This window comes from Actinomadura sp. NPDC048955 (assembly GCF_040649435.1).
Lineage (GTDB): Bacteria > Actinomycetota > Actinomycetes > Streptosporangiales > Streptosporangiaceae > Spirillospora > Spirillospora luteofluorescens.
The window spans coordinates 245,079-267,020 of the sequence record NZ_JBEZJI010000005.1; the positions used below are offsets into that span (position 1 = coordinate 245,079).

Annotated in this window: 18 protein-coding genes; 11 read left to right on the forward strand and 7 right to left on the reverse strand. The window is 72.5% G+C overall.

Translation table 11 applies throughout. The annotated features are described in order from the left end of the window. Positions 1 to 16: 16 nt before the first annotated feature. From AB0C84_RS08085 to AB0C84_RS08120, 8 genes are read left to right on the forward strand one after another with little or no spacing between them, the layout of a single operon-like run. Positions 17 to 856: an ABC transporter permease gene (locus AB0C84_RS08085; RefSeq protein ID WP_361062596.1), complete on the forward strand. Its 840-nt coding sequence runs from the start codon at positions 17 to 19 to the stop codon at positions 854 to 856. After that, a complete protein-coding gene (locus AB0C84_RS08090; protein ID WP_361062599.1) occupies positions 853 to 1,881 on the forward strand; it encodes an MCE family protein in 1,029 nt (342 codons plus the stop codon). Before AB0C84_RS08085 ends, AB0C84_RS08090 begins: the two co-directional genes overlap by 4 nt. Position 1,882: 1 nt before the next feature. After that, complete coding sequence (locus tag AB0C84_RS08095) at positions 1,883 to 2,947, forward strand: MCE family protein (protein ID WP_361062602.1); 1,065 nt, start codon at positions 1,883 to 1,885, stop codon at positions 2,945 to 2,947. Then, entirely contained in the window at positions 2,938 to 3,969 is a 1,032-nt protein-coding gene (locus AB0C84_RS08100; protein WP_361062605.1) for an MlaD family protein, read from the forward strand. The genes AB0C84_RS08095 and AB0C84_RS08100 overlap by 10 nt, the downstream gene beginning before the upstream one ends. After that, entirely contained in the window at positions 3,966 to 5,012 is a 1,047-nt protein-coding gene (locus tag AB0C84_RS08105; protein ID WP_361062608.1) for an MCE family protein, read from the forward strand. The genes AB0C84_RS08100 and AB0C84_RS08105 overlap by 4 nt, the downstream gene beginning before the upstream one ends. Then, positions 5,009 to 6,004, forward strand: a complete 996-nt coding sequence (locus AB0C84_RS08110; RefSeq protein WP_361062611.1) for an MCE family protein — start codon at positions 5,009 to 5,011, stop codon at positions 6,002 to 6,004. The genes AB0C84_RS08105 and AB0C84_RS08110 overlap by 4 nt, the downstream gene beginning before the upstream one ends. 11 nt (positions 6,005 to 6,015) lie before the next feature. After that, entirely contained in the window at positions 6,016 to 7,302 is a 1,287-nt protein-coding gene (locus AB0C84_RS08115; RefSeq protein ID WP_361062614.1) for an MCE family protein, read from the forward strand. Positions 7,303 to 7,316: 14 nt separating this feature from the next. Then, complete coding sequence (locus AB0C84_RS08120; protein ID WP_361062617.1) at positions 7,317 to 8,030, forward strand: hypothetical protein; 714 nt, start codon at positions 7,317 to 7,319, stop codon at positions 8,028 to 8,030. Positions 8,031 to 8,154: 124 nt separating this feature from the next. Here AB0C84_RS08120 and AB0C84_RS08125 read toward each other — a convergent pair whose 3' ends face one another. The 5 genes from AB0C84_RS08125 to AB0C84_RS08145 form a co-directional block, all read right to left on the reverse strand. Then, positions 8,155 to 10,716 (reverse strand): glycosyl hydrolase family 18 protein, encoded by a 2,562-nt coding sequence (locus tag AB0C84_RS08125; protein WP_361062620.1) that lies wholly within the window; start codon positions 10,714 to 10,716, stop codon positions 8,155 to 8,157. A 9-nt stretch (positions 10,717 to 10,725) separates the two neighbouring features. Next, a complete protein-coding gene (locus AB0C84_RS08130; RefSeq protein ID WP_361062623.1) occupies positions 10,726 to 11,346 on the reverse strand; it encodes a DUF305 domain-containing protein in 621 nt (206 codons plus the stop codon). Positions 11,347 to 11,359: 13 nt separating this feature from the next. Continuing rightward, complete coding sequence (locus AB0C84_RS08135; protein ID WP_361062626.1) at positions 11,360 to 12,229, reverse strand: lytic polysaccharide monooxygenase; 870 nt, start codon at positions 12,227 to 12,229, stop codon at positions 11,360 to 11,362. Positions 12,230 to 12,293: 64 nt separating this feature from the next. Then, on the reverse strand, positions 12,294 to 14,060 hold the full coding sequence (locus AB0C84_RS08140; RefSeq protein WP_361062629.1) for a glycoside hydrolase family 18 protein: 1,767 nt from the start codon (positions 14,058 to 14,060) through the stop codon (positions 12,294 to 12,296). Positions 14,061 to 14,070: 10 nt separating this feature from the next. Beyond that, the gene (locus AB0C84_RS08145; protein ID WP_361062632.1) at positions 14,071 to 15,639 is read right to left on the reverse strand and encodes a cellulose binding domain-containing protein; all 1,569 of its coding nucleotides are present in this window, start codon (positions 15,637 to 15,639) and stop codon (positions 14,071 to 14,073) included. Positions 15,640 to 16,054: 415 nt separating this feature from the next. On the opposite strand from AB0C84_RS08145, the gene AB0C84_RS08150 reads away from it, so the two are divergent. Next, complete coding sequence (locus AB0C84_RS08150; protein ID WP_218907114.1) at positions 16,055 to 16,459, forward strand: Fur family transcriptional regulator; 405 nt, start codon at positions 16,055 to 16,057, stop codon at positions 16,457 to 16,459. 30 nt (positions 16,460 to 16,489) lie between these two features. Next, a complete protein-coding gene (katG, locus tag AB0C84_RS08155; protein ID WP_361062635.1) occupies positions 16,490 to 18,706 on the forward strand; it encodes a catalase/peroxidase HPI in 2,217 nt (738 codons plus the stop codon). Between the two features lie 81 nt (positions 18,707 to 18,787). On the opposite strand, the gene AB0C84_RS08160 is transcribed toward katG, so the two are convergent. Both AB0C84_RS08160 and AB0C84_RS08165 read right to left on the reverse strand, forming a co-directional pair. Next, positions 18,788 to 19,222 carry a Fur family transcriptional regulator gene (locus AB0C84_RS08160; RefSeq protein WP_179846796.1) on the reverse strand — a complete coding sequence of 145 codons (435 nt, stop codon included), beginning with the start codon at positions 19,220 to 19,222 and terminating at the stop codon, positions 18,788 to 18,790. Positions 19,223 to 19,348: 126 nt separating this feature from the next. After that, positions 19,349 to 20,917, reverse strand: a complete 1,569-nt coding sequence (locus tag AB0C84_RS08165; protein ID WP_361062639.1) for a cellulose binding domain-containing protein — start codon at positions 20,915 to 20,917, stop codon at positions 19,349 to 19,351. Positions 20,918 to 21,179: 262 nt separating this feature from the next. On the opposite strand from AB0C84_RS08165, the gene AB0C84_RS08170 reads away from it, so the two are divergent. Further along, entirely contained in the window at positions 21,180 to 21,905 is a 726-nt protein-coding gene (locus AB0C84_RS08170) for a hypothetical protein (protein ID WP_361062642.1), read from the forward strand. The last annotated feature ends 37 nt before the right edge of the window (positions 21,906 to 21,942 follow it).

A 21,942-nucleotide genomic window follows, 5' to 3' on the forward strand; every position in this document is an offset into this window, starting at 1 on the left:
GCCCACGATGCGGAGGATGGCGCCGCGCGCCGCCCGGGCCGGGGCGGCGGCGCTGGACAGGTCCGGGGACCTCTCCCGGTGGCCGGTGTTCGTCTACCGGATCCTGCTGTACACGGTGCGCGACCTGCTGCTGCGCCGCAAGTACGCCAAGACCGTCGCCCGGCACGTCAGCGACGTCGTGGTGGGCGTCGGCGCCAGCGTCGTCGGCGGCGGCATGATCTTCGTGATCTTCACGATGGCGTTCTTCGTCGGGACCGAGGTCGGCCTGCAGGGCTACACCGGGCTCCAGTCGATCGGCGCGCAGTCGTTCATGGGGCTCGTCGGGTCGTTCGCCAACGTCCGGGAGATCACCCCGGTGATCGCCGCGACGGCGCTCGCGGCGCAGTGCGGGTCGGCGTTCACCGCCGAGCTGGGCGCGATGCGCATCTCCGAGGAGATCGACGCCCTGGAGGTCATGGGCATCGGCTCGTTCGCCTACCTGGTGTGCACCCGGGTCGTGGCGGCGCTGATCGCGCTCGTGCCGCTGTACCTGATCGCCCTGTTCGCCAGCTTCTTCGCGACCCGGCTGATCAGCACCGGCTTCTTCGACCTCGCGCCCGGCGTCTACGACTACTACTTCCGGCTCTACCTGCCGACGATCGACCTCGTCTACAGCGCGGTCAAGGTCGCGGTGTTCGCCTTCGCCGTGATCACCATCCACTGCTACTACGGCTACTACGCGACCGGCGGCCCGGCCGGGGTGGGACGCGCGGCGGGCCGCGCGATCCGGCTGTCCATCATCGTGATCGTCGCCCTGAACCTGCTGCTGTCCTACGTCTTCTGGGGCGGCGGCGCGACCGTGAGGCTCACCGGATGACCGACGACGAGATGCCGCTGCCGCGCCGGCTGCTCATCAGCGCGGTGACGCTGGCCGCCGCCGCGGCCGTGCTGTACGTGCTGGTGGCCCGGCCGGGCCGCGACCCCGGGACGGTGCTGACCGCCGAGTTCGGCCGCGCCGGGCAGGGCCTCGGCTCCGGCGCCCCGGTCAAGGTCCACGGCGTGACGGTCGGGTCGGTGTCGGCGGTGGAGCTGACCGGCGGCGGCCGGGCCCGGCTCCGGCTCCGCCTGGACGCCGGGACCCGCGTCCCCGACACCGTCACCGCGTCCGTCGAGCCGGCGTCGGCGTTCGGCCCCAAGTTCGTCGACCTCGTGCCGGGCGCGCACGCCGCCACCGGCCCCTACCTGGCCTCGGGCGCGCGGATCGCCCGCACGTCCGACCCGCGCGACCTGTCCGACCTGCTCGCCCGCGCCGACGCGGGCCTCGGCGCCGTCGACGCGCGGGAGGTCGGCACGATCGTGCACACCGTCGCGACCGGGCTCGACGGGCAGGGCGCGCGGCTGCGGCAGACCATCGACCAGACCGGCGTCCTGCTGGACGTCGCCTACCGCAACCGGAAGGACGCCCGCCGGTTCGCCGGCGACGCGGCCGACCTGTCCGGGACGCTGTCGAGCCGCGGGGACGAGCTGGTGGCGATCTCCGGGGACGCCGGCGCGCTGATCGGGGCGGCGGCGCGGGGACGCGGCAGGCTCGCCGGTTTCGCGAACGGGCTGTCGGACGTGTCGCTGCTGGTAGCGCACGGGTTCGACAAGCGCGGCGGGCAGCTCGGCGAGGCGTTCCGCTCGTCCGAGCGCACCGCCCGCATCATCTACGCGCAGCTCGGCCTCGTCGGCGACGCCGTCCGGACCGGGAACCGCCTGCTGCCCCTCTACGGCGAGCTGACCTCGCTGAAGGGGCCCGGCGGCAAGAACTACCTGCGCTCCCAGGGGCTGCTGCCGACCGACCCCTGCGAACTGGTCCTCGGGATCTGCGGCCCCTACGGCACCCCGGACGGAGGGCGGTGACATGGCGTCCACCCTGTCCAAAGGCGCCCGCGCCGGGCTCGTCGTCCGGCTCGCGCTGTTCGTGACGGTCACCGGAGTCCTCACCGCGGTCATCGGGATGCAGATCGCCCGCGTGGACACCTCCGGCGGCTGGCACCTGACCGCCACCTTCGACGACGCCAGCGGCCTGGCGAAGGGCGACGAGGTGAAGATCGCCGGGGCGCCGGTCGGCCGCGTGGACGGGGTGGAGGTCGTGGACGGCAGGGCCCGCGTGAGCCTCACCGTCCGCGACTCGGTGGAGATCCCCGCCGACAGCGAGGCCGCGATCCGCTGGCGCGACGCCATGGGGCGCCGCGTCGTCTACCTGGTGCCCGGCAAGAGCGCGGCGACGATGCGGCACGGCGCGCACATCACGCGGACCCGCTCCGCCGGGGACGGAAGCGCACTGCTCGACCAGCTCGGCCCGCTCGTGAGGAGCCTGGACCCGAGGCAGGTCAACACCGTCCTCGTGTCGCTGTCGGAGGCGCTCGACGGAAACGCCGGAAACGTCGACCGGCTGATCGCCGACATCGACACGCTGGCGGCCACGCTCGCGCGGCGGCGCGCGATGCTGCGCCGGATGCTCGCCGACTACGCGACCGTCACCGGCGTGATCGCCCGGCGCGACCGGCAGATCGGCTCCGCCGTGGACGACCTGGTCAGCCTGAGCGGCGCGTTCGACGGCAACCGGCGGCTGATCGACGCCACCCTCGTGCAGCTCGCGGCCCTGGCCCGCACCTCCGACTCGCTCCTCGCGGGCAACGAGCGCGAACTCTCCCTGGTCGTGGACAAGCTGTCGGCGTTCGCGTCCGGGGTGGGCCGCAACAGGGGCACGGTCCTGGAGGTCATGCGGTCGGTGACGCCCAAGCTCCAGCACATCTTCGCGGCCGTCGACAACGGCGGCTACGTGGAGGCCGCCATCCCCTGCCTGACGCTGGCGGCGCCGCCGTGCCCGTACCCGACGCGCCTGCCCGGCCCGCGCGAGGGGCGCGTCGACACGCCGAAGGAGCTGGAGAACCTGATGGTCGGGGGGACGCCGTGGCGCTGAAGTCGTTCCGCGACCGCGACCGGGTCGCGGTCGGGCTGGTCTCGGCGGGCACGCTCGCCGCGCTGGTCGTCTCGGTGTACCTGGTCGGCACCCGCGGGCTGTTCCAGGACCGCTACACCGTCACGGGGATCTTCGCCGCGACCGGCGGCCTGCGCGCCGGAGACGAGGTCCGGGTGGCGGGGGTCCGGGTCGGCGAGGTCGGCTCCGTCACCCCCGACCACCGGCACGGACACGTGCTCGTCGCCTGGAAGGTCGACGGCGGGGTCGCCCTCGGCCCGGCGACCCGCGCGGAGATCAAGGTCGCCAACGTGCTCGGCGGGCGCTACCTGCGCCTGTCCGGCCCCGTCGCGGACCCGCACCTGGCCGACCTGCCCGAGGACCGGCGCCGCATCCCCCTCGACCGCACCCAGGTGCCGACGACGGCCTCCGACGTGCTGGACGCCTCCACCCGCACGATCTCCCGGCTCGACACCAGGGCGATCAACAAGCTGGTCGGCGAGCTGAACGGCGTCGGCGCGGGCGACCGGGGACGGCTCGGCCGGGCCCTGACGAACCTGGCGGGCCTCGCCGAGACCGTGCACGACGCCGATCCGCAGATCGGGAAGCTGCTCGCCAACGGCGACCGCCTCCTCGAGCTCGCGCGCGCCAAGGACGCGGAGCTGTCCCGGCTGCTGACCAACGTCCAGGCCATGCTGGACGAGCTGCGCACGCGCCGCGCCGAGCTCGCCGCCTTCCTCGGCGGAAGCGACCGGACGGTCGCGGCCCTCACCCGGCTCATCGACGACCGGCAGGAGAAGCTGCTGTCCCTCGTCGCCGACCTGCGCGGCACCCTCGGCACGCTCCGCCCCGCGACCGGCGACTTCAACTCCCTGCTCGCCTGGGCGGGGCCCACCCTCTCCGGCCTGGCCGGCACCGGCGGGCGCGGGCCGTGGCTGGAGGTCGTCGCCACCGGCCTCGGCCCGCTGTCGCCGAAGGACCTCGCCGAACTCGCCCGCGTCGCACCCGAGGAGGCACGGCGATGAGACCGGCGACGGCACGCCCCGCCGCGATGGGCCTCGTGCTCGCGCTGACCGCGGCCCTCGGCGGCTGCGGCGTCGGCTCCGAGCCCGGCTACCCCATGACGGTGTACTTCGCGAAGGCGCCCTCCCTCTACGAGAAGTCGCGGGTGAAGGTGATGGGCGCCGACGCCGGGACGATCACGTCCGTCACCGACCAGGGGAACCGGGTCCGCGTGGACATCGAGGTCGAGCGGTCCGTCCCCGTCCCGGCCGGGGTGCACGCCGCGATCGACTCCTCCGACGTGCTCGGCGAGCGGTTCGTGTCGCTGCACCCGGTGTGGAGGCCCGGGATGCCGAAGGCCGCGCCCGGCGCCGTCGTCCCGCAGGAGCGCACCGAGCTGCCGGTGGAGATCGACGACGCGCTCGCCGCGTTCGCCCGGCTCGGCGAGTCGATCGACGGCGCCGCGCTGGGGCCCGCCGTCCACCGCGCCGCGGGCGCCGTGCGCGGGCGGGGCGAGGGCATCAACGGCGCCCTGCACGACACGTCCGGCCTCACCCGCGACCTGGCGGCCCAGGACACGAGGATCGCGTCGCTGGCGCGGGGCCTGCACGATCTCGCCGCGAACCTCAACGGACGCGACCGGCAGCTGTCGGACCTGCTGCGGTCGTTCTCCACGACCAGCGGGACGCTCTCCGAGGAGCGCACCCGGCTCCGCGACTTCGTGGCGGGGCTCGCCGCCGCGATGCGCAGGAGCGACGTGCTGATCACCGCTTACCGGGAGACGCTCCCGGACACGGTCGCCGACCTGTCCAACATCGTGCTCGGCCTCAAGGGCAACGCCGCCGCGCTCACCCAGGCCATCGACGGGCTCGGCCGGTTCGCCGACGTCGCCGTCCAGGCATGGGACCGCCGCAACCACGTCGCCACCATCCGCGTCGCCGTCCACGCCACCGTCCGGGCCTGGCTCCAGCCGCTGTTCACCGCGATGGGCTGGGGGACCGTCCCGTGCGCGCGGGACGCCCCGGCGCTCGCCGACTGCCGCCCGGCACCGGGAGGGCCGCGATGAAGAACGTGAGACGGGGAGCGGCGTGCGTGCTCGTGGCCGTCCTGGCGGCGGGCTGCTCGCTGCGGACGGCGGGCGCGCCGCGCGGCGACACCACCCTGCGCGCCACCTTCGACGACGTCCAGAGCCTCGTCGTCGGGCACAGCGTCCAGGTCGCCGACATCCGCGTCGGGACGGTCACCGGCATCCGGCTGGCCGGGTTCCGGGCCCGCGTCACCATGTCGCTGCAACGGCGCGTTCCCACCGGCACCACGGCGACGATCGCGAAGTCGTCCCTGCTCGGTGAGAACTACGTGCGGCTCGACCTGCCTCCGGGGCGCCGTCTGGACGGCGGGCCGTTCCTGGCGTCCGGCGCCGTGCTCGGCCGCACGTCCGTCCAGCCGGACCTGGAGCAGATCAGCGAGAAGGTCGGCCCGCTCCTGGCCGCCCTCGCCGGTCAGGACGTCGCCACGATCAGCGCCGAGTCCGCGACCGCCCTCGGCGGCAAGGGGCGCAGGCTCAACACGCTCATCGCCCGCGCCGCCGACGTCGGCGACGAGTACGCCGCCGCCAGCGCCGATCTCGGCCGGGCCCTGGACTCCCTCGGACGCCTCGGGCGGTCGCTCGGCGCGGGCTCGGGCGAGCTCGGACGGCTGCCCGGCGACGTCGCGCTCGCCACGCGCCGCCTCCAGAACGACCGCGCCGAGCTGAAACGCGCCGTGCAGGCCCTGCTCAAGCTCGCGACCTCGGTCAACGCCAGGGTGCAGCAGCGGCACGCCGCGCGGCTCGCCGTCCTGCTCAGGCGCGCCGACGATCTGCTGGCCGCCGCGCTGCGGGGGCGCGACGAGCTGAAGACGCTCGCCGGGACGGTGCTGGACTTCCTCGACGGGCCCTCGGTGTCCTCCAGCGGGCAGGCCCTGCTCTTCCTGTGGATCAAGGGGTTCCTGCCGCATCCGAATGCCGCCGCCTCCGCCCCGCGGCGGAGCCTCGGCGGACTGCTGAGGCCCGCCCCATGAGACTCCCGCCGATGAGATACCCGCGGGTCGCCGTCAACCTCGTGTTCTTCGCGGTGCTCGGCGTCGCCCTCGCGGTCTGGGCGGTGCGCAGCGTGATCCACATCGACGCGCTCGAACGGCCCTTCACCGTCACCGCAGACTTCGCCTCCTCACCCGGCCTGCACGGCGACCTGGAGGTCACCCACCTGGGCGTCCGCGTCGGCGCGGTCGGGGCCGTGCGGCTGCGCGGCGACCACGTCGCCGTCACCCTCGACCTCGACCGCGGCGCGCGGATCCCCGCCGACGTCGGCGCCCGCGTCCAGCGCAAGTCCGCGATCGGCGAACCGTACATCGAGCTGACCCCCGCGCCGCCACGGGCGGGCGGGTCCCGGACGCTGCGGGCCGGCGACCACATCCCGCTGGCCCGCACCGCCGGGACGACCGACTACAGGCGGCTGTTCGAGGGCCTCGGCCGGACCCTCGACGCCGTCGACCCGCGCGACACCCGCACGCTCGTCCACGAGCTGGCCACCGGGCTCGACGGGCGCGGCACCGACCTGCACGACATGATCTCCGACACGCACCGGCTGACCGGCACCCTCGCCGCCGACGCCGGCACGCTGGACGCGCTGTCGCGCGAGCTCACCCGCCTCACCGCGACGCTCACCGCCCACCGCGGCGACCTCGGCTCCGGCATCGACGACCTCGCCCTGCTCACCGCGTCCCTGCGGCGGTCCGCCCGCGACCTCGACAGCGTTCTCGCCACCGGGCCCGGCACCCTGGCGAACCTGCACGGGCTCCTCCAGGACGCGCGCCCCGGCCTGGACTGCCTGCTCACGGCCGCCGCCACGCCCACCGCGCCGCTGCTGACGCCCGCCAACGAGGAGAAGATCCGGCACGTGCTGCGGCTCGTCCCGACGCTGCGGGCGCTCGTCGCGGACGTCACCGCGACCGACGCGACCGGCAAGTACCTGCGCGTCACCCCCGTGATCACGCTGACGGGACCGGCGAAGGCGCCGCCCGAGTACACCGGCCCGGCCGCCAGGCCCACGGCGCCCCGCCTCACCCTGTGCGGTGCCGGCGGCCCCAAGGACGGCCAGGCCGCGAAGGCGGAGTCGAAGCCGCGCTCCGGGACGAGGTCCGGCGCCCGGCCGCCCGACGGCAGCGCGCCCGACGGCGCCATGCGCCCGGTGGGCGCCGACGGGAAACGCCCGTCCACGGACTGGCCGCTCCTCCTGCCGCCCCTGCTCGGCGCCCTGATCGTCATCGCCGCCGTCCTCAACGCCCTCCGCGCCGCCCTGCGCCGCCGTTCCCGCTGACCCCTGGAGGACCCGTGAGCAAGACCGACACCCCTGTGAAGGACAGCGCCGAGGAAGAGCGCGAGCCGGACGATGCCCCGACCGACGAGGCCGAGGAGAAGCCAGAAGCCGAGGAGAAGCCAGAGACCGAGAAGAAGCCAGAGGCCGTGCGTCCTTCCCGGCGCTGGATCCCCGGCAAGGCGGAGCTGGTCAGGGCGACGGTCGCCGTGGCGCTCGTCGGAACCGTCGTCACGGCCGGGCTGCAATGGCGCCAGGCCCACCAGGCGGCGCAGCGGGACGAGGAGAAGCGGCAGATCAGGGCCGGCGCCGCCGAGTTCGGCCGGGCGCTGCTCAGCTACGACCACACGAAGCTGCGCGACGCGCGCGACCGCGTCCTCGCGCTGGCGTCCGACGACTTCGCCAAGACCTACGACGAGGCGTTCACCGGCGGGCTGGAAGGCGTCATCGCCAAGCTGAAGGCGGACGCGACGGCCACCGTCCGGACCGTCTACCTGGGCGAGATCGAGTCGGGGACCGCCAAGGCGGTCGTCGTCATGGACTCCGAGGTGCACAGCACGGCGGGCACCCGCCGCGTCCTCGGTTCCTACCTCGACATGCGGCTCGCCCGCCGCGGCGGCGAGTGGAAGGTCACCGACGTCACCTCGGTCGGCGCGGCGAACGAGAGCATGACCGACCCGCAGGGCCGGACGCGGAACCCCGGTACCCCCGAGCCGGAGAAGACCCCCTGACCTCGGAACGTCTTCCGGGCATGGAACAGGGCCGGCGCCGCGAGCGGGGCAGCGACGCCGGCCCTGGGATCGGGGACGGGACGGGCTCAGGCCGTCAGGTCAGGCTCGGTCATTTCAGGCTCGGTCATTTCAGGCCGTCGTCGAGGGCCTTGGTCAGGACGCCCGGGTCGCCGGACATCTCCCAGATCATGGCGCCGAGCAGGTTCTTGCTCCGCAGCCAGGCGGTCTTCTTCTGGATGGACCAGGCGTCGTCGAACGTCCACCACTGGCCGTTGTCGCCGGTGTAGCAGGACGTCGCCACCGCCTGCTCGTCGTGCACGACCCTGCAGTCGGGCACGCTGGCGATCAGGTTGCTGTAGCCGCGCGTCCCGGCCTCCTCCTGGAACTGGCCGGGCGCCGCGCCCTTCGCGGCCTGCCACTCGCCGCTCTTGCCGCCGTCGGTCACGTTCTGCCAGCCGCGGCCGTAATAGGCGAGGCCGAGCGTCAGCTTGCGTGGGTTGACCCCGGCGTCCAGGTACGGCTTGACCGCGTTCTCGACGCTGAAGTGGAACGGGTACGGGTCGTCGGTGTCGGCGTAGAGGTTGCCCTGGTGGCCCGTCCGGTTGGGCTCCCAGGAGTTGTCGCTGCCCGCGCCGTGGAAGTCGTAGCCCTGGACGTTGAAGATGTCCATGGACTTGGCGACCTCCGCCAGCTCCCAGCCGGCGTCGATCTTCGCCGGGTCGGCCGGGGTGAACGCCGACAGCAGGTACCGCTTGCCGGTCGACCTGGTCAGCTCGTCGAGCTGGCGGCGGAACTCGGCGATGAGCAGCGTGTTGTTGTGCTTGTCGTCCGGGCTGACGTGGTTGCCGGCGTGGCCCTCGGCGCCCGGCCACTCCCAGTCGAGGTCGATGCCGTCGAAGATGCCCGCGGCCGTGCCCGGGCCGCCCGCGCCGTTGTAGTCGGGCAGGTTGCCCTTGATGTAGGTGTCGATGCAGGACGCGGCGAACTTCCTGCGGGACGCGTCGGTCCTGGCGACGTCGGAGAAGTACTTGGAGTACGTCCAGCCGCCGATCGAGATCAGCACCTTCAGCTTCGGGTACTTGGCCTTGAGCTTCTTCAGCTGGTTGTAGTTGCCGCGCAGCTTCTCCCAGCCCGTGTCGGCCACGCCGTCCACCGACTGGGCGGCGCTGAACGGGCGCCCGTAGTCGGCCTCGGCGTCGCCCGCCCCGTCGCCCTGGCTCGGGTCCTGCGGGTCGGCCGTGGTGCCCTTCGTGACCCCCTGCAGGCAGGTCAGGTTGACCGGGTCGACGTTGGCGAACGCGTAGTTGATGTGGGTGAGGCGGGCGGCGTTGCCGGTGGTGTCCAGGTTCTTCACGAAGTACTGGCGGCCGTAGATGCCCCACTGGACGAAGTAGCCGACGCGCGCGTAGCCGTCGCCGACCACGTCGTCGGTCTTCACCTTCACCGCCGCGCTCGCCGCCGACACGTTGTCGTACAGATCGCGCGCCCGGACGGCGAACGCGTACTCGGTGGACGGTGACAGGCCCGCGACCGTGGCGCTCGTCCCGGCCACGGTCGTGGCGACCTTCCCGTCCACCAGCACGTCGTAGTTCGCGACGCCGGTGTTGTCGGTGGAGGCCGTCCACGCGAGCTTCACGCTGGCGGAGTCCTTGCCGGTGCTCTGCAGCCCGGCCGGCACCGACGGCGCCTGGGTGTCGGCGGCCGGGTCGTTGGTCTTGACGGTGACGGGCGCGCTGGCGGGGGACAGGTTCCCCTTGCGGTCGCGGGCCTTCACCGTGAACGTGTACTCGGTGTTCGGGGTGAGCCCGGTGACGGTGGCGTTCGTCTCCGGGACGGTCGCCGCGAGCGCCGACCCGTTGTAGACCTCGTACGCGGTGACCGGCAGGCTGCCCGCCTTCGCCGCGTCCCAGGCCAGGGAGACGGTCTTGGTCGTCCTGACCGTGGACCTCAGGCCGCCGGGCGCGCCCGGCGGCGCGTCGGCCGCGCCGTCGCAGTTGACGTCGTTGACGCGGCAGCTCGTCGGTTCGGCGCCGGACCTGCTGACGGTGAACGTCGGGCTGTAGGGCTCGGTCGTCCGCCCGGCCCCGATCGTGGAGTTGTAGTAGACGGGGGTGAGGGTGACCGTGGTGCCGCTCTGGCTGACCGTCCCGTTGTCGGCGCCGCTCGCGGTCACGCCGGCCGGCAGGTCGAACACGACGGACCAGTTGCTGATCGACGCGGCGGTGTGGTTCGCGACGACGAACTTGGCCTGGGTGCCGCTGACCGTGTACTCCGCGGTGACGCCCGCGGGCGCGGGCGGCGGTTCACCCGTCCCGTCGCAGTTCGCGCCGTTGAGCGTGCAGCTCGTCGGCTGGGCGGCGGAGCTGAGCGTGAACGTCGGGCTGTAGGGCTCGGTGCTCCCGCCGCCCTTGACGGTGTTGATGTAGAACGCCGGGGTCAGCGTCACCTTCGTGCCGTTCTGCGACAGCGCGGCGTTCTGCGGGTTGCCCGCCGTCACCCCGGCGGGCAGCTGGAAGACGAGCTTCCAGCCGCTGACGTCGGCCGTCCCGGGGTTGCTGACCACGTACTTGCCGGTCGTGCCGGACAGGCTGAAGACCGCCGTCAGCCGGTCGGCCGCCCGCGCGGGCGCGACGGCCAGCGCCGCCACGACCACGAAGGTCAGAAGGATTCCGATTAATCTGCGCATGCCGAACACCTACTTCTGGGGGTGGTTCTTCGGGGCCGGGGAGCCGAGGAGCGTCAGCATCCGGTCGATCTGGGCCGAGCGCGACCTGTCGACGCGCCCCGCGAGCCGCCTCGTCCACGCGTCCTCGCCCCTGCCGGTCTCCAGCCGCGCCAGCTGGACGGCGTCGTCCTGGTGGGCGATCAGCAGGTCGAGGAACGCGCGCTCGAACCGGTCCGGCGGCGTCCTCGCCAGGGATCTCAGCTCGGCGTCGGTGGTCGCGGGCATCCCGCCGTGCGAGTCGTGGTCGTGGGAGTGCGGGTCCGCCGTCGGCGGCCGGTGCCAGCCCCGCAGCCGCCCCGCCATGTCCCTGATCTCGGCGAGCTGCGTCGTCTCGATCGCCGCGGCCAGCGTCGCGACCTCGGGCCGGACGGGGCGCCCGCGGGCCGTCCGCGCGAGCTTCACGCCCTGGCCCTGATGCGGGACCATCATCTGCAGGAACATCACGTCGGTGGAGTTGAACCCGGCCCCGCCGCGCGCCCGCACGGGGACCGGCGACGGCGGACCGCCGCCGGCCCCGCACTGGACCGCGAGCAGGGCGACGCACGCGGCGATCAGCGCCAGCGAGCCGGACGTCGTCAGACCGCGCCTCATGGTGGCGGGCTCGTCAGACCGGCTGCCAGAGCGCGGCCGTGGTGGGGGGCTCCCAGCCGGCGATCGCCGTGTGCGCCTGGCGGCACGCGTAGGTCGCGCCGCCGTAGGTCACCCGGTCGCCCGCGGCATAGGACGTCCCTGCCTTCCACGTGCCGCCCGGTGTCTCGGTCGGTGTGGGCGTCGGGGTCGGTGTCGGGGTCTCGGTCGGCGTGGGAGTCGGCGTGGGGGTCGGCGTCGGGGTGTTCGTCCCGCCGAAGTCGACGTCGGAGCAGGTGTAGAACGCCTCCTGGCTGCCCAGCACCCGCTGCCAGATCGAGTACAGGATGTGGCGGCCCGTCCGCGGCGGGATGTTCAGCGTCCAGTTGGTGTACTCGGACGGGTTCTGGTGCGTGAAGCTCGCCAGCGGGACGAGGTCGCCCCAGCGCAGCGGCTGCGTCGGGTCCCAGCCGTCGCGGGTGAGGTAGAACTCGAAGTCGCTGTCCCCGTGCGGCGCGGACGCGCGGTAGGTGATCGTCTGCTGCCCCGCCCTCATCGGCCTGGCGGGCCAGTCCGCGCGCTGGAGGTCCAGGCCCCGGTACTTGGCCCGCCCGGCGCTGCACAGCCGCCCGTCCGGGATGATCTCCCGGTGCCGCCCGCCCGCGTCCAGCAGCGACACCTCGTTCCAGTCGTAGAAGGCCTGCGCGCCGCTGGCCGCGACGGCCGCCTTGCAGGCGTCCGAGTCCGGGCTCTCCGGGCCCTCCTGGTTGCACACGTACACGCGGCTGGGCGGATCGGACATCGTGCCGTGCGCGCTCGCGGCGGTCGCCGTACCGAGCACGACCAGCGCGGACGCGGCCGGCACGGCGGCCGCCGCGACGGCGGCCTTCCTGCGGGTCGATCGCATGGGTTTCCTTCCGGTGGGGGTGGGTTCCGGTGAAGGAGGCGGGGGGCGGGTCAGGGACGGCGCGTCAGGGGAGGCCGTTCAGGAAGGGCTCGTGGCTGTTCATGAACTCCCAGCCGTAGTAGCGGTCCCAGTTGATCGACCACGTCATCAGCCCGCGCAGGTCGGGGGACGTCCCGCCGCGCAGCGTGTAGGAGCCGCAGCCCTGCCCCTTGACCAGGCAGTTCACGGCCTGCTGCACCTGGGCGGGCGGCGTGTGCCCGTTGCCGGCGCTGACCGCCGCGGGCAGGCCGATCCCGATCTGGTCGGGGCGCAGCCCCGGGAACGTGCGGCCGGTGTTCGCGACCGGGAACCCGGCCTTCACCATGTCGGTCATCGCGATGTGGAAGTCGGCGCCGCCCATGGTGTGGTATTGGCCGTCCAGGCCCATCACCGGACCGGAGTTGTAGTCCTGGACATGCAGGACGGTGAGGTCGTCCCGCATCGCGTCGATCACCGGCAGGTACGCGCCCGTCCGGTTGTCGCCGCCGCCCGCGCCGCCGTAGAACTGGTGCCCGACCTGCACGAAGAACGTCTCGGGCGCCATCGTCAGGACGAACTTCGCCCCGTACTTCGCCTTCAGCGACCTGAGCGCCGAGATCAGGTTGACGATGACCGGGGTGGTCGGGTTGCGGAAGTCGGTGTCGCCCGCGTTCAGGTAGAGCGAGTGGCCCTCGAAGTCGACGTCCAGGCCGTCCAGCCCGTACCTGTCGATGATGGCCGAGACCGACCGGACGAACGCGTCCCGCGCGGCCGCCGTCGTGAGCTGCACCTGGCCGTTCTGGCCGCCGATCGAGATCAGCACCTTCTTGCCCTGCGCCTGCTTCGCGCGGATCGCGGCGACGAACTCCTCGTCGCTCTCCACGTTCGCGCACTCGCTCGCGGGGCAGCGGGTGAACCGGATGTCGCCGGAGGTGACGGACGTCGGCTCGCCGAACGCGAGGTCGATGATGTCCCACGCGTCCGGGACGTCCGCCATCCGCACGTAGCCGGAGCCGTTGGCGAAGCTCGCGTGCAGGTAGCCGACGAGCGCGTGCCGGGGGAGCCCGGTGTCGGTGCAGCCGCTGGTCCGCGCGCTGACCGGCCCGGACTTCGCCGACTCGCCGACGTCGTTGTAGGCGGCGACCGTGAACGTGTGCGAGCTGCACGCCGCCAGACCCGACACGGTGGTGCCCGTCCCGGTGACCGTCGCCCTGACCGTGGCGCCCTCGTAGACGCGGTACCCGGTGACCGTCCCGGACGACGCCCCCCATTGCAGGGCGATCGAGCCGTCGGTGACGGCGCCGGCCTTCGGTGCCTCGGGCACGCCCGGGACCCCCGGCTGCGGTTCGCCTCCGGGACCGTCGAGGGCGACGTCGTCGGCGTAGTAGGCGCCGTTGCCGTACCAGCCGTGCAGGAAGATCTGCACGGACGTCTGGCCGGCGCCGGTCGTGAACGCCACCGACAGCTTGGTGAAGTCGGCGGCGGACGGCGTCCACGTGGACGCCCCGCCCGTCACGCCGAGGTAGACGTAGCTGCCGCGCACCCAGGCCGACAGCGTGTACGCGGTGTTCGCCTTCACGCTCACGGTCTGGGCGCATTGGCCGGTGCTCCCGGCCGACACCCCGCCCGCGAGCGCGTGGCCGCCCGTCCGCGCGGGGCTGGTCACGACCGACCCGCCGTCGCACGTCCAGGGGCTGAGCGAGCCGCTCTCGAACCCGGCGTTGGCCAGGATGTTGTCCGCGTGGGCCGGGGCCGTGACCCCGGCCAGCAGCCCGGCGAGCAGGGCCGCCACCACCACGATCTTCTTCTTCATGACAGGCTCCCTACGGCAGGGTGTCCAGGTGCGGGCCGACGGTCCCGGCGAAGCCGCCGCCGTTGGTGACGTCCCAGTTGACGGACCACGTCATCGCGCCGCGGATGTCGGGGTAGGTGCGCGACGGCTTGAACGTGCCGCAGCCGGTCCCCTTGGCGAGGCAGTCCAGCGCGTTGTTCACGACCGAGGGCGCCACGACGCCGCCGCCCGCCGCGCCCGGCCCGGCCGGGAGCCCGAGCGACACCTGGTCGGGGCGCAGCCCGTTCTCCAGCTGGATGCAGGCCAGCGCGGTCATGAAGTCGACCGTGCCCTGCCCGTACACCTTCTGGTCGCAGCCGAGCATCGCGCCCGAGTTGTAGTACTGCATGTGGACGACGGTGAGGATGTCCTTGATCTTCAGCGCGAGCTGGAAGTACGACCCGCCGGTCGACTGCATGTCGAGCGTCTGCGGCGCCATCGTGATGATCAGGTCGGCGCCGGCCTTGGCGCGCAGCGCCCGCAGCGCCTGCTCCATGTAGGTCGGGTTGAGGCCGTTCTCCAGGTCGATGTCGACGCCGTCGAACCCGTACCGGGTCATCAGCCCCGACACCGAGTCGGCGAACAGCTGCGCGGAGGCGCCGTCCGCGACCCGGATGGCGCCCTTCTCGCCGCCGACCGACAGGATGACCTTCTTGCCCTTGGCGTGCAGTCCGGCGATGTCGGCCTTGAACTGCGCGTCGGTGTAGCCGCCGAGGGCCGTGGACAGCTCGGGGTCGACGCGGAACGAGACCTCGCCGGACCGGGCGGTCGCCTCGCCGAAGGCCACGGCGACCAGGTCGTACTGGTCCGGGACCTGGGAGAGCTTGAGCTCCTGCGCCGGGTTGACGAAGTCGTGCCAGTAGCCGGTCAGGAAGTGCTTGGGCAGCGGCCCGGTCGCGCACCCGCTGGTCGTCCCGGTGACCGCCGCGCTCGCGGGCGACTCGCCCTTGTCGTCGTAGGCCTTGACCGTGTAGCCGTGCGTCGAGCATTTCGCGAGCCCGGCGACCGTGGCGGAGGTTCCGGGGACCGTCGCCTTCAGGTCCGAGCCCTCGTAGACGCGGTACCCGGCGGGCGTCCCGCTGCCCGCCTGCCAGGCCAGCGTCAGCGAGGTGTCGGTCCGTCCGGTGACGGTGGGCGTGCCGGGTGCGCCGAGCCCGCCCGGGGGATCGGTCGGCCCGCCCTCGCAGGGCCTGCCGTTGAACGTGCAGCTCTGCGGGCTTCCGGGACCGTTCCCGAGGAACCCGAACGTGACGGTCCCTCCGGGCGGGACGACGGCGTTGTACTCGCGGTTCTGGAACGTGCTGCGCTGGCCGTTCTTCGTCAGCAGCGCGTCCCAGTAGGACCCGACGGACGTCCCGGACGGCAGGTCGAACTCGACCCGCCACCCGTTGATCGCGGTGTCGGTGCCGTTGGTGAGCGTGAAACGTCCCTCCCATCCCGAGCCCCAGTCGGAGGGCTTGGTGAAGGTCGCGGCCGCGGTTCCGGCGGCGTGCGCGCCGGGCGCGAGGGCGAGGACGAGGAGCAGTGCGGCGAGGACGCCGAGGGCAGAGCGGGGGCGCAAGGGCTCACTCCATCGCTTGGGAAGGCTGGCGGATTCCCCCGAACCCCGAGATCGTTCACGTATTAGACAGGAAGGTTTCCTATCTATTTAGGGTCAAGGTAGCCAGCGCCCGGGACGTCGGCAAGACCCCTGTCCGGGCGCCGTTCCGCCGTCCGGCCATCACCCCAGCTCGCGACCCGAACCAGCTGCGGCGATCTTCGAAATCGGCAACTCTCGCCGGAAGAGGCGGCGATCGACGGCGAACATCGCCAGATGACCGGACGCACCGCGCGATCTAGGCTCACGAGGGTCCCCACCCCCCGGTCGCGCGCGGGCAAAGAATCGATCTTCCTGAACATGGTCTATTCAATATCTTGACTGATTCCAGAAAATGGGACAGTCTGGGGACGTGGCCAGCTCCTTGGACTTCCACGCGATGCTGCGTGCGGCCGCCCTGCGCGTGACCCGCCCGCGGCTGGCGGTGCTGAGCGCCGTCCACGCGCACCCGCACGCCGACACCGAGTCGGTCATCGGCGCCGTGCGCGGGGATCTTCCGAAGGTGTCCCACCAGGCGGTCTACGACTCGCTGCGCGCGCTGACGGCGGCGGGCCTGCTGCGGCGCATCCAGCCGTCCGGCTCCGTGGCCCGCTACGAGTCGCGGACCGGGGACAACCACCACCACGTCGTCTGCCGCTCGTGCGGGGCCATCGCCGACGTCGACTGCGCCGAGGGCGAGGCGCCCTGCCTGACGGCCTCCGACGACCGCGGCTACCTGATCGACGAGGCAGAGGTCGTCTACTGGGGCCTCTGTCCCGCCTGCTCAACCGCCCACAGTTCCTGATTCACCCACGGTCGCCCTGGAAGGAATCACATGTCTGAGAACAACGAAACCGCCGCCGGCGGCGGCTGCCCGGTCGCGCACGACCGCGCTCCCCACCCGACCCAGGGTGGCGGCAACCGCGGCTGGTGGCCGGAACGGCTCAACCTGAAGCTGCTCGCCAAGAACCCGCCCCTGGCCAACCCGCTGGGCGAGGACTTCAACTACGCCGAGGCGTTCGAGAGCCTCGACCTCACCGCGGTGAAGCAGGACATCGCGCACGTCCTCACGGACTCGCAGGACTGGTGGCCCGCCGACTTCGGCAACTACGGGCCGCTGATCATCCGTATGGCGTGGCACAGCGCGGGCACCTACCGCGTCAGCGACGGCCGCGGCGGCGCCGGCGCCGGCCAGCAGCGCTTCGCGCCCCTCAACAGCTGGCCGGACAACGCGAGCCTCGACAAGGCCCGCCGCGTGCTCTGGCCGGTCAAGAAGAAGTACGGCCGCAAGATCTCCTGGGCCGACCTGATGATCCTGGCCGGCAACGTCGCCCTGGAGACGATGGGCCTGAAGACCTTCGGCTTCGCCGGGGGCCGCCGGGACGCCTGGGAGGCCGAGGAGGACGTCTTCTGGGGGCCCGAGACCGCCTGGCTGGACGACGAGCGCTACAGCGGCGAGCGTGAGCTGGAGAAGCCCCTGGCCGCGGTGCAGATGGGCCTCATCTACGTCAACCCGGAGGGCCCGAACGGCAACCCGGACCCGGTCGCCGCGGCGCGCGACATCCGCGAGACGTTCGGCCGCATGGCGATGAACGACGAGGAGACCGTCGCGCTGATCGCCGGCGGCCACACCTTCGGCAAGACGCACGGCGCGGCGCCGGCCGACAGCATCGGCGCCGAGCCCGAGGCCGCCCCGCTGGAGGACATGGGCCTCGGCTGGAAGGGCACGCACGGCACCGGCAAGGGCCGCGACTCCTACACCAGCGGCCTTGAGGTCACCTGGACGCCCACCCCGACCACCTGGGACAACACCTTCTTCGAGGTGCTCTTCGGGTACGAGTGGGAACTGACCGAGAGCCCCGCCGGGGCGAACCAGTGGCGGCCGAAGGACGGCGCGGGGGCCAACACCGTTCCGGACCCCGAGGACGGCACGCTCAACCGGCAGCCGATGATGCTGACGACCGACCTGTCGCTGCGCTTCGACCCGATCTACGAGCCGATCTCGCGGCGCTTCATGGAGAACCCGGACGAGTTCGCCGACGCGTTCGCCCGCGCCTGGTTCAAGCTGACCCACCGCGACATGGGCCCGGTCTCGCGCTACCTCGGCCCCGAGATCCCGTCCGAGTCGCTGGTGTGGCAGGACCCGGTCCCGGCGGTGGACCACGAGCTCGTCGGCGCGCAGGACGTCGCGGAGCTCAAGCGCCGCCTGCTGGACTCCGGCCTGTCGGTCGCCCAGCTCGTCACCACCGCGTGGGCGTCGGCAGCCTCGTTCCGCGGCACCGACAAGCGCGGCGGAGCCAACGGCGCCCGCATCCGGCTGGAGCCGCAGCGCAGCTGGGAGGTCAACAACCCCGACGCGCTGCGCGGCGTGCTGCGCACCCTGGAGCAGGTGCAGGAGGCGTTCAACGCAGAGCAGACCGGCGGCAAGCGCATCTCCATCGCGGACCTGATCGTGCTCGGCGGCTGCGCCGGGGTCGAGCAGGCCGCCAAGGCCGCCGGGTACGACGTCGAGGTGCCCTTCACGCCGGGGCGGACCGACGCCTCCCAGGAGGAGACCGACGTCGAGTCCTTCGAGGTGATGGAGCCGACGCACGACGGGTTCCGCAACTTCCTCCAGAAGGGCAACGTCCTGCCGGGCGAGTTCCTCCTGGTCGACAGGGCGAACCTGCTCACGCTGACCGCGCCGGAGATGACGGTCCTCGTCGGCGGCCTGCGCGTCATCGGGGCGAACTACGACGGGTCGTCCCTCGGCGTCCTCACCGACCGGCCCGGGGCGCTCACCACGGACTTCTTCGTGAACCTGCTCGACATGGGCACGGTGTGGAAGGGGACGGGCGAGGACCCGATGACCTCGGAGGCCTTCGAGGGGCGCGACGCCTCGGGGGCGCTCAAGTGGACCGGGAGCCGGGCCGACCTCGTGTTCGGCGCGAACTCCGAGCTGCGCGCCGTCACCGAGGTCTACGCGAGCGACGACGCGGGCGAGAAGTTCGTCCACGACTTCGTCGCCGCGTGGGACAAGGTGATGAACCTCGACCGGTACGACCTCACCTGATCGAGAACGTCCGGGACGTCCGGGCCGGCCGCTTCGGCGACCGGCCCGGACGCCGTCACGGGGGAGTGCCGGGGCCGGGGGTCAGCCGGCGTCCGTCCGGCACGCCGGGCACAGGCCCCAGAAGGTGACGTCGGCCTCGTCGACGAGGTACCCGGCGTCGTCGACCGGGTCCAGGCAGGGCGGGTGCCCCACGGCGCAGTCGACGTCCTTGATCGCGCCGCAGTTCCGGCACACCAGGTGGTGGTGGTTGTCGCCGACGCGCCCCTCGAACCGGGCCGGGCTCCCGGCCGGTTCGATCCGGCGGACGAGCCCCGCCGCGGTGAGCGCGTGGAGCGCCTCGTACACCGCCTGGAGGGAGATGTGGCCCACGCGGTCGCGCACGCCCGCGGCCAGCGCCTCGACGCCGAGGTGGTCGCCGGCCCGGACGGTGTCCAGCAGGGCCACGCGGGCGGCCGTCACCCGCAGGCCTGCCCCGCGCAGCTCCTCGGCGGTGGACGGGGTCTGGGACGCGGTCATGGCGCCGAACCTTCCCTTGCAAACGCGAATCGTTTAAGACAACAAATGAGGCAAGTCTAGCCGGGCGGGCCGGATGCGGGCGCGGCCCGCGCCCCCGAGCCGGGACGCGGGCCGCGGCCGGGCCGGTCAGAAACCTGCCGTGATCTTGGTGAACTCCCAGGGCTGCTGGTCGGTGCCGCTGCAGTTCTCGGCGACGCCGCCGCCCGGGCAGGGCCGGTCCCGGTTGACCGACCAGAACGCCAGCCTGGCCAGGCCCTTGGACTTCGCCCAGTCGCGGATCTTCGTCCAGGTCGCGGTCGAGGTGAGCTCCTGCTGGTCGGACAGGCCGTTCATGCCGGAGATCCCCATGTGGGTGTAGGCGGTGGCGTCCGACCACCCGAACGCCGACTTCAGCGCGGTCTTGAGGCCCTCGGACGCGTTGACGGTGCTGCCGTACATGTCCGCGCCGCCGCCGAAGTCGAACGGCATGATCGTGAACACGTCCACGTTCGCCTGCAGCGCCGCGGCCTGGTCGATGAGCCGCTTGCCCCAGTAGTTCGGCCCGGTGGTGGTCGTGCCGAACGTCAGGATCGTCTGCAGGCCCGGGTCGTTCTGCTTGAGGATCTTCAGGGCGCCGAGGACGCGGTCCTGGACGGCCGCGTTCTCGAACTCGTCGCTGTTCTCGATGTCGATGTCGATGGCCTTGAGCCCATAGGCGTCGATGACCTTCTGGTACGCGCCGGCCAGCGCCTCGGGCGTGGAGCAGTTCGGGCCGAGCTTGTTGCCCGACCAGCCGCCGACGGACGGCAGCACGTCACCGCCGGCCGCGCGGATCTGCGAGATCGCCTGCTCGTCCACGCCGCCCTTGAGCGGGCGCTGCCCGTCCCACCCGGGGTTGCAGCCGCCGCTGGACAGGATGAACGCCATCGTGAACCACTTGATCCCGGACGCGCTCATGACGGTGGACGGGCTCGGCGGGTCGCCCCAGCCCATGTACAGGTAGGGCGCGGCGCGCCGGCTCGCGGGCGGCGGCTCCGTGCAGCCGGTCGTGGTGGCCGTGACCGGGCCGCTTGCCGCCGACTCGCCGGCGGTGTTGTACGCCCTCACCGTGTAGGTGTGGTCGGAGCAGGCGGTCAGCCCGCTGACGGTGGCGCCGGTCCCGGTCGCGGTGGCCTTGACCGTCGTGCCCTCGTAGACGCGGTAGCCGGTGACGGTTCCGGTCGAGGCCGGCCACGACAGCGTCAGCGACGTGTCGGTCTTGGCGGTGACGGTCGGCGCCCCAGGTGCGGAGGGCGTGCCGGGCGGGGGAGTGTCGCCGCCCGTGCAGGAGGCGCCGTTGACCGTGCAGTTCTGCGGCGCCCCGGTCCCGTTGACGATGAAGCCGAACGTGACGCTGGCGCCTGCGGCGACGCTCCCGTTGTACTCGCGGTTGGCGAACGCGGCGTGCTGCCCCGACTTGGTGAGCAGCGCGTCCCAGTAGGTCCCGACCGACGAGCCGGACGGCAGGTCGAACTCCACCTTCCAGCCGGTGACGGCCGAGGCGGTGTCGTTCTTGATCGTGTACCTGCCCTCGTACCCCGAGCCCCAGTCGGAGGCCTTGGCGAAGGTCGCCGTCACCGAGGCGGCGGCGCCGGCCTGCACGGGGACGAGCAGGGCGAGCAGGAGGGAGCAGAGGGCGGTGAGCAGGAAACCGGGGAGAAGCCTTCTTCTTCGCAATGTCACTCCCGGGTAGGAGACGTGGACGAGCGGGAATCCCCCGAACCCCGAGTCGGTCGCGCTGATCTGATAGGAAACTTTCCTATAAAACCCGAGTGCACCGTAACCATCCGACCGCCGTCCCGCAAGACCCTGGAACGCGCCGTTCGCGGCCCGCCCGGCCGCCCCTCCGACCACTCCTGCTGACGCACCGAACCAGTCGGGCGGAGGCCGGAGAACTGGCATGATCGTTTCTGTCGAACCTAGACAGGACGGTACGCCGATGCCTCCCAGAATCGTTTCCGGCGCCCTCGCGCTGGGACTGGCCGCCGGCGTGCTCGCCGGCGGCGCCACCGCTGCCGAAGCCGAGTCGCTGCAGTTCCACATCAAGGTGCCGAAGCACCTCTCCGTAGGAAAGGGGGATTACAACAAGGCCTGCGCCATGGACGTGTGGGTGTGGGGCACCGAAGGCTCCTCGGTCGCCTATTCCAAGGCCTATCTGATCGATCCCAACGGGCGGGCCCCGTCGCCGCTCGTCTACAAGAAGGTCCTGCCCGGATACCAGGTCGGCTGGGGCGTCGGTTGCCCCAACCAGGTCGACGACCTGGGGAAATGGCGCGTCCGGGTCATCGCCTATGACCGCAGGGGCAAGGCGCTGGGCAGCCGTGAGGACTACTGGTACGAGAAGTACGACACGGTCGTCCAGAGTCACAACGCGGCGCCCGAACCCGTGCTCAGGGGCCGTCCGATCACCGTGTCCGGCCGCCTGAAGCGGCTCAACGACATCGGCACCGGATACACGGCCTATCCGGGCAAGGCGATCCGCGTCTATTTCCTTCCCAAGGGCTCCACTTCCTGGACCTACATGGGAACCGCGAAGACCGCCCGCGACGGCCGTTACCGCAAGGCGTTCACGGCGGCGCGCGACGGTTACTGGCGCGCCTACTTCCCCGGCACGAGCAACTTCGACCGGCAGAAGTCCCCCGACGACTTCGTCGACGTGCGCTGAAGGTCAGGGGGCGTCCCGCCCGCGCCGCGGGGCGTCC

Coding starts and splice junctions, on each gene's coding strand:
- AB0C84_RS08085 (WP_361062596.1), top strand. CDS start 17: ATGGCGCCGCGCGCCGCCCGGGCCGGGGCGGCGGCGCTGGACAGGTCC.
- AB0C84_RS08090 (WP_361062599.1), top strand. CDS start 853: ATGACCGACGACGAGATGCCGCTGCCGCGCCGGCTGCTCATCAGCGCG.
- AB0C84_RS08095 (WP_361062602.1), top strand. CDS start 1,883: ATGGCGTCCACCCTGTCCAAAGGCGCCCGCGCCGGGCTCGTCGTCCGG.
- AB0C84_RS08105 (WP_361062608.1), top strand. CDS start 3,966: ATGAGACCGGCGACGGCACGCCCCGCCGCGATGGGCCTCGTGCTCGCG.
- AB0C84_RS08110 (WP_361062611.1), top strand. CDS start 5,009: ATGAAGAACGTGAGACGGGGAGCGGCGTGCGTGCTCGTGGCCGTCCTG.
- AB0C84_RS08115 (WP_361062614.1), top strand. CDS start 6,016: ATGAGATACCCGCGGGTCGCCGTCAACCTCGTGTTCTTCGCGGTGCTC.
- AB0C84_RS08125 (WP_361062620.1), bottom strand. CDS start 10,716: ATGCGCAGATTAATCGGAATCCTTCTGACCTTCGTGGTCGTGGCGGCG.
- AB0C84_RS08130 (WP_361062623.1), bottom strand. CDS start 11,346: ATGAGGCGCGGTCTGACGACGTCCGGCTCGCTGGCGCTGATCGCCGCG.
- AB0C84_RS08135 (WP_361062626.1), bottom strand. CDS start 12,229: ATGCGATCGACCCGCAGGAAGGCCGCCGTCGCGGCGGCCGCCGTGCCG.
- AB0C84_RS08140 (WP_361062629.1), bottom strand. CDS start 14,060: ATGAAGAAGAAGATCGTGGTGGTGGCGGCCCTGCTCGCCGGGCTGCTG.
- AB0C84_RS08150 (WP_218907114.1), top strand. CDS start 16,055: ATGCTGCGTGCGGCCGCCCTGCGCGTGACCCGCCCGCGGCTGGCGGTG.
- katG (WP_361062635.1), top strand. CDS start 16,490: ATGTCTGAGAACAACGAAACCGCCGCCGGCGGCGGCTGCCCGGTCGCG.
- AB0C84_RS08160 (WP_179846796.1), bottom strand. CDS start 19,222: ATGACCGCGTCCCAGACCCCGTCCACCGCCGAGGAGCTGCGCGGGGCA.
- AB0C84_RS08170 (WP_361062642.1), top strand. CDS start 21,180: ATGCCTCCCAGAATCGTTTCCGGCGCCCTCGCGCTGGGACTGGCCGCC.